The 6,215-nt window shown below is 72.7% G+C and carries 5 protein-coding genes; 2 read left to right on the top strand and 3 right to left on the bottom strand.

What is annotated here, in order from left to right:
• Positions 1-112 precede the first annotated feature (112 nt).
• Complete coding sequence (locus EAO72_RS17655) at positions 113-1,765, top strand: ABC-F family ATP-binding cassette domain-containing protein (protein ID WP_148018300.1); 1,653 nt, start codon at positions 113-115, stop codon at positions 1,763-1,765.
• Positions 1,766-1,879: 114 nt separating this feature from the next.
• On the opposite strand, the gene EAO72_RS17650 is transcribed toward EAO72_RS17655, so the two are convergent.
• The 3 genes from EAO72_RS17650 to EAO72_RS17640 form a co-directional block, all read right to left on the bottom strand.
• Entirely contained in the window at positions 1,880-4,069 is a 2,190-nt protein-coding gene (locus EAO72_RS17650) for an alpha-galactosidase (RefSeq protein ID WP_148018299.1), read from the bottom strand.
• Positions 4,070-4,230: 161 nt separating this feature from the next.
• Positions 4,231-4,998 (bottom strand): NPP1 family protein, encoded by a 768-nt coding sequence (locus EAO72_RS17645; RefSeq protein WP_148018298.1) that lies wholly within the window; start codon positions 4,996-4,998, stop codon positions 4,231-4,233.
• A gap of 109 nt (positions 4,999-5,107) precedes the next feature.
• Positions 5,108-5,977 (bottom strand): hypothetical protein, encoded by an 870-nt coding sequence (locus EAO72_RS17640; protein ID WP_148018297.1) that lies wholly within the window; start codon positions 5,975-5,977, stop codon positions 5,108-5,110.
• A gap of 98 nt (positions 5,978-6,075) precedes the next feature.
• Between EAO72_RS17640 and EAO72_RS17635 the strand changes: the two genes are divergently transcribed.
• On the top strand, positions 6,076-6,215 hold a 140-nt coding region (locus tag EAO72_RS17635), incomplete at its 3' end, for an XdhC family protein (protein WP_410090409.1).

Below are 6,215 nucleotides of genomic sequence, written 5' to 3'. Positions count from 1 at the left end.
GCGCTCTTGAGGTTGCGGGCCGCGTTGCTCGCGCGGCGCTCGGCCCGCTCACGGCGCTCTTGAGGTTGCGGGCCGCGTTGCTCGCGCGGCGCTCGGCCCGCTCACGGGCCTGCTGCAGCTCCCGCTTCTCCCGCTTCAGTTCCTGCTCGCCCATGACCTCGTCCGCACCTTCGGTGCCCGGCGCGTGCTCGACGGGGTGTCACTCACCGCGTCGCCCGGCCACCGTGTCGGCCTGATCGGGGAGAACGGGGTCGGCAAGTCGACTCTGCTGCGGCTCCTGGCCGGGGCGGACGAACCCGAATCCGGCAGCGTCACCCGGCCCGCCGACGTGGGCTTCCTGCACCAGGAGATGGCGTTCGACACGGGTTCGACGATCACCGACGTCCTGGACGACGCACTGCGCGAAGCCCGGGCGGAACTGGCGGAGCTCGACCGGCTCTCCGCGCTGCTCGCCCGTACCCCGCAGAGCTCCCCGGACCACACCCCGCTGCTCGCGGCGTACGGCGAACGGCTCGAACGCGCCGAGGAACGCGAGACGTGGGACGCCGACCGGCGGGCCGCGATCCTGCTCACCGGGCTCGGCCTCGGTGCGCTGGAGCACGGGCGGACCCTCGGCTCGCTCTCGGGCGGGCAGCGCGGCCGTCTGGCACTCGCCGCACTGCTGGTACGGCGGCCCTCCGCCCTGCTGCTGGACGAGCCGACCAACCATCTCGACGACGAGGCCGCGGCGTTCGTCGAGCGGCAACTGCGCGGCATGACGGGACCGGTGGTGATCGCCAGCCACGACCGGGCCTTCCTCGACGCCGTCTGCACGGACCTGATCGACCTCGATCCGGCCGTCGACGGCCCCGTACGATACGGCGGCGACTACACCACCTACCTGACCGAGAAGCGTGCCGAGCGGGCCCGCTGGGAACGGCGTCACGCCGAGGAGCAGCAGGAACTTCAGGCCCTGCGGCGCTCGGCCGATGTGACGGCGCGCATGGTCGCGCCCGACCGCGGGCCGCGCGACACCGAGAAGATGGGGTACGGCCTGCGGGCCGGCCGCGTGCAGAGCCAGATCGCGCGCCGGGTCCGCAACGCCTCCCGCCGGCTGGACGAGCTGGAACGCAACCGGATCGCCGAGCCGCCCCCGCCGTTGCGGTTCCGGTACACCTCGCCGGCCGGGCCGGCCGCGGAAGGCACGCTGGTGTCCCTGCGCGCAGTACGTGTCCCGGGCCGTCTGTCCGTCGACCGCCTCGATGTCTCGGCGACCGAACGCCTGCTGGTGACGGGCGGCAACGGTTCGGGAAAGTCGACGCTCCTGGCGGTGCTCGCGGGCACTCTCGCCGCCGGGGGCGAGGTGGGCCGGCGGCCGGGGCTGACGGTGGGGATGCTGACGCAGGACACGGAGTTCGCCCGGCCGGACCGTTCCGTCCGGGCGACGTACGAGAAGGCGCTCGGCTTCGAGCGGGCAGAGGCGGTGCCGTTGGCATCGCTGGGCCTGATGCACGAGGCGGACCTGGGCAAGCCGGTGGGACAGTTGTCGGCCGGCCAGCGTCGCAGGCTGGCCCTGGCCGTGCTGACAGCGCGTCCACCCCAGCTGCTGCTGCTCGACGAACCCACGAACCACCTGTCCCCGCGTCTGTGCGACGAGCTGGAGGAGGCCCTGGGGACCGGCCCCGGGGCCGTCGTCCTGGCCAGCCACGACCGCTGGCTGCGCAGGCGCTGGCAGGGTGGCGAGCTCCGGCTGCATCCGGCAGGGGAGGAACGGGGAACGGGGTGAGCGTCACGCCTGCACGTCCGGAGCCCGGAACATCCACGCGGGGCGGACGTTCCGCCCCGCGCAACGTCGCGAGGCCCGGTCTGCGGGCGGTCGGTGCTCCCACCGCCCCCTGCTTCAGTGCGCCGGAGCCGTTGCGGCGGCCTCGATCAGCAGGGCCTGCCCCGGGTTGAGCGTCGGCATCGGAAGCCCCGCCCCGGTCAGGACCGTGCCGGGCATCGGCACCCAGTCCTCGACGGCGGCCCGGTACCAGGCGGGCGCGACGACCTGGTGCAGGGAGGGCAGCCCGGCCTCCGTGCGGATGCGCACCCGGTAGGACCGGCCGGGGGCGAGCCCGGGGAGGCGGACCCGGCCGGACTGGGCGGGCACGGAGGTCTCCGTCCGCGCCCAGCAGTACAGCGCGGCACCGGCGTCCGGTGCGACGACGCCGTGCAGGTACGTCGCGTCGTCGGCGAGGTCCGCCCTGACGACCCGTCCGCCGTGCAGCAGCCCGCGTACCTCCTTGTAGAGGGCCGCCCACCGGGTCAGCGCCTCCCGCTCCGCGGGGGTGCGCGCCGTCAGGTCGTCCTCGATGCCCGCGTGGCCGAACAGCGCGGTGATCAGGCGGAACGAGTCGTCGGCGGCCCGGCCCGTCGTGTGGCTGCGCGGGCCCCCGACATGCGCGCCGATCAGTTCGGGCGGCAGCAGTTGTCCCGTCCAGCGCTGGATGGCCTGGCGCTCCACCGGGTCGTTGCAGTCCGAGGCCCACACCCGGTCCGTTCGGGCCAGGACGCCGAGGTCGACGCGTCCGCCGCCGCTGGAGCAGGATTCGATCTCCAGACCGGGCCGGCGGGACCGGAGCGTGTCCATCAGCCGGTACAGGGCCCGGGTCTGGGCGTGCACCCCAGGCCGGTCTCCGCCGTCCGCGTCGCGGTGGACCGCCTCGTGCAGTTCCCGGTTGTGGTCCCATTTCAGGTAGTCGATGCGGTACTCGGCGACGAGCGCGTCCAGCGACTCCAGCAGATACGCGAACGCCTCCTCGTGGGCCACGTTCAGCACGTACTGGTGGCGGGAGCTCGGTCCGAGGCCCGCTGACGGGCCGAGGATCCATTCGGGGTGCTCGCGTGCGAGGCGGGACCGGAGGTTCACCATCTCCGGTTCCACCCAGAGTCCGAACTGCATGCCATGGGCGTGCACCCGCTCCGCCAGCGGGGCCAGACCGTCGGGCCACATCTGCGGGTCGACGGTCCAGTCCCCGAGCCCGGCCGTGTCGTCGCGCCGGCCGAGGAACCAGCCGTCGTCCAGGACGAGGCGCTCCACCCCGACCGCGGCCGCGTCGTCGGCCAGTGCGAGGAGCCGTTCGGGGCGGTGGTCGAAGTAGACGGCCTCCCAGGTGTTCAGGGTCAGCGGACGGGGTGACGACGGGTGCCCGGGCCGCGAGCGGAGCATCGTGTGGAAGCGGCCGGCGAGCCCGTCGAGGCCTTCGGCGGACCAGGCGAAGTAGCACTCGGGCGAGGTGTAGCTGTCGCCGGGGCCGAGCCGGATCTCGCCGGGCGTGAGCAGTTCGCCGCCGCCGAGGACACCGCCGTGCACGCCGGCGCCTTCCGGCAGCCGTTCGGCCAGCCAGCGCTGGTTGCCGCTCCAGCCGACGTGCAGGGCCCAGACCTCGCCCGTACGGAATCCGAATCCGGGTACGCCGGCCGTCAGGAGATGGGGTGCGTCCAGACCCGGGCGTCCTCGGCGGACCTCGCGGACGTGGCTCGCGAAGGCGAGCCGGCCTCGTTGCGGGGAGCGTTCGCGGCACCACTTTCCGGTGAAGTCCAGGATCTCCCGGGCCCGGTCAGGCACCGGGAGCAGGGCGGTGATGGAGGCGAGGTCGTACGGGGCGGGGCCGGGTGCGCCGGCCGGACAGGACATCCGGGTGCGGACGGCCAGGACACCGGACGGGTCGAGGCGGTAGGTGAGGGTGAGGTCGAGCCCGGCGTCGGTGTCCCGCAGCGCGATGACGAGCGCGTCCGGGCTCTCCTCGGCGCCGGTCATCGTGACCCGGGGGGCGGTGGCCGTCCCGGCCCGGTGGCCTTCCTGAGCGGGCGTGCCCGACCAGCCGTCGGCCTGGGTGGGCCAGACCGTGAACTGCCGTGGCGCGTCGAGTGCGCAGTGGAGCGAGGCCGCGTCCGCCGACAGGGCCAGGGCCGCGAGACCGTCTTCGGTCAGCGCGCCGAGATCCTCGCCCCAGTGCAGGACGCGGGGCAACGGCGTGCGGAGTTCGACGACGAAACTCACCCCGGCCGCGCGCAGGTGTGCGATCCGGGTGGTGCTGCGGGTCATGCCGTGTCCTCTCGGAGCCGGTGGGCCGCGATCGTCTCGCGTCCGCTCGCTTCGTGGCCGGTCACGCGTAGGGGTCGAGTGACCCGTCAGGCGTAGGGGTCGAGTGACCCGTCAGGCGTAGGGGTCGAGTGACCCGTCAGGCGTAGGGGTCGAGTGACCCGTCAGGCGTAGGGGTCGAACGGGATCCCGGCGGGCTTCGCCCGGTCCAGATGGGAGGCGAAGCTGCCGTCCTTGAGACCGAACACCGCACTGCCGAAGTCGGCCTGGACCAGCTTCTCCCGGATGCCCGCGGGGTAGCCGTTCCAGCCGACCAGATCGGGGAACTGCCACTGGTGGTAGTGGTTCTCCGGCGGCTCGTCGCCCGTGGTCGCGCGGCGGAAGCAGTGCGTGCCGATGCCGTCCTTGTGGTAGACGACCTTCGGGTGCGTCCCGTCCCACAGCATCCCGTCGCGGCCGTACACGTTGAAGTCGCCGTGGGCGGAGGTGGACACGTACTTCGCCTCGTTGTCCTGCACCCACACCACGACATGCTCCCAGTCGTGCCGGTGGCCGCCGAGACCGCTGCCGGCCACGGCCTGGTCCTTCTCGAAGTAGAGGCCGTACATGACGGCGCACCAGCCGTTGTTGCACAGGGAGCGTGCGTAGCCGTTCGTGTTGTCCAGGTCCCAGGAGTCGTGGCAGCTGCCGTTGACGGCGCCGGTGGTCTTGAGTCCCGGTGCCACGGTCCCGTCGGCGCCGATGGCGGGTGTCGGGTAGCAGCCGTCCCCGTCGTAGTCGAAGGCGGGCTGGAATGTCTGCTCCAGCCCGTCCGCACCGGCGGGCAGAGCGCCCGGCACGGCCGCGAAGGCGCTGCCGGACGAGGCGACGACCAGGGTGGCGGCAGCGGACAGGGTGAGTAACGCCTTGCGGAGCCGTCCTGGGTTCTTCACTGTTTCCTCCTGGATCACGCCTGCCGGGACTCGGCCAAGCCATGGCATGCCCATGTCGAAGGCCGTGGAACCCCGTGACCCCCGGCCGTGATCGCCTTCGCGTCATCCGTCACGCGTAGTCCAGGTAGCAGTGGCCGGCGATCCGGCTGGTGGGATACCCGAGTTCCGCGTCCGTGAGCAGGCGCACGAGGAACTCGCCCATCCCGCAGTCGTATCGCTCCCAGGCGTCGAAATCCGGGCGGACGAGCACCGGCCAGTCATCCGGATCGGGGGCGCCCGTCTGCCAGACGAAGACGATCTCCTGTTCCGACGATCCCCAGCGCAGGAGTCCGCCCGGTTCCGGGAACCGGGCGTGGGGCCGCCACAGGTCGTGCACATACGCCCCGTCCGTCCCGGCCGACTGCACGAGATCCATGCCGCGCACGCCGGGAATGAGCAGTTCGACGTACATGTCGAAGCTGCCGACGCCGAACAGGTCGACGATCTCCTTGTAGTCGCCCGGCAGCCGTGTGCCCAGGGCCTGTTCTGCGGCGGGCCAGTCGACCGGCGTCCGGGGAAGCGGCTCCCAGCCGGTGAGCAGGCGCAGCTTCTCCGTCCACGAGGCACCCTCCGGCAGCCCCTCCGCTGCCGGGTCCGCGCGGTCGGCGACCACGACGACCGCCTGCTCCCGTCCGGCACGGATCACCCGCGCGCATCCGATCCAGTCGTTCCAGTACGGCCACGCGCGCATCTCCAGCAACTCCTCGGCGAAGGGCTCGACGAGCGGCAGGCCGGTTCGCGCGTTGACCGGCTCCACCCTCCGGCCGTCATCGATCAGCGTCCGGGGGCTGCCCGCCCTGCCGGAGATCTCGTCGACGAGTGCCTGGAAGTCCGTTCCCTCCGGCACGTCCAGGATGACCGGTGGCCGGGGGGCGGGCGCAGGCCCCAGCACGTGACGGAGGTGCTGCCAGACGGTGTTCACGAATGCGGGTTCGACCATGACCAGCAGTCAACCGCATCCCTCTGACAGTCAGCGCCTGAGCCCGGGTGCAGCGCAGCGTGCCGCACGCAACGTGATGCGGTGACGTCGTACGCAGCGTGGCAGCCCCACCCGGCCTGACCGAGAGCGAGTTGGACCGCCTCCGCTCCCCGATCGGCCTCGACCTCGGAGCCCGCACGCCGGAGGAGACCGCGCTGTCCATCGCGGCGGAGATCGTCGCGGAGCGCCGGGGCGGAAC

It is taken from the genome of Streptomyces sp. OR43 (genome assembly GCF_008042275.1).
Taxonomy (GTDB): domain Bacteria; phylum Actinomycetota; class Actinomycetes; order Streptomycetales; family Streptomycetaceae; genus Streptomyces.
Note: the sequence above shows the minus strand (reverse complement) of the source record. Positions and strands in the feature narration are given on the sequence as shown.

What these genes read in the sequence shown, in the direction of transcription:
- EAO72_RS17650 (WP_148018299.1), bottom strand. Translation starts at nt 4,069, where the DNA reads ATGACCCGCAGCACCACCCGGATCGCACACCTGCGCGCGGCCGGGGTG.
- EAO72_RS17640 (WP_148018297.1), bottom strand. Translation starts at nt 5,977, where the DNA reads ATGGTCGAACCCGCATTCGTGAACACCGTCTGGCAGCACCTCCGTCAC.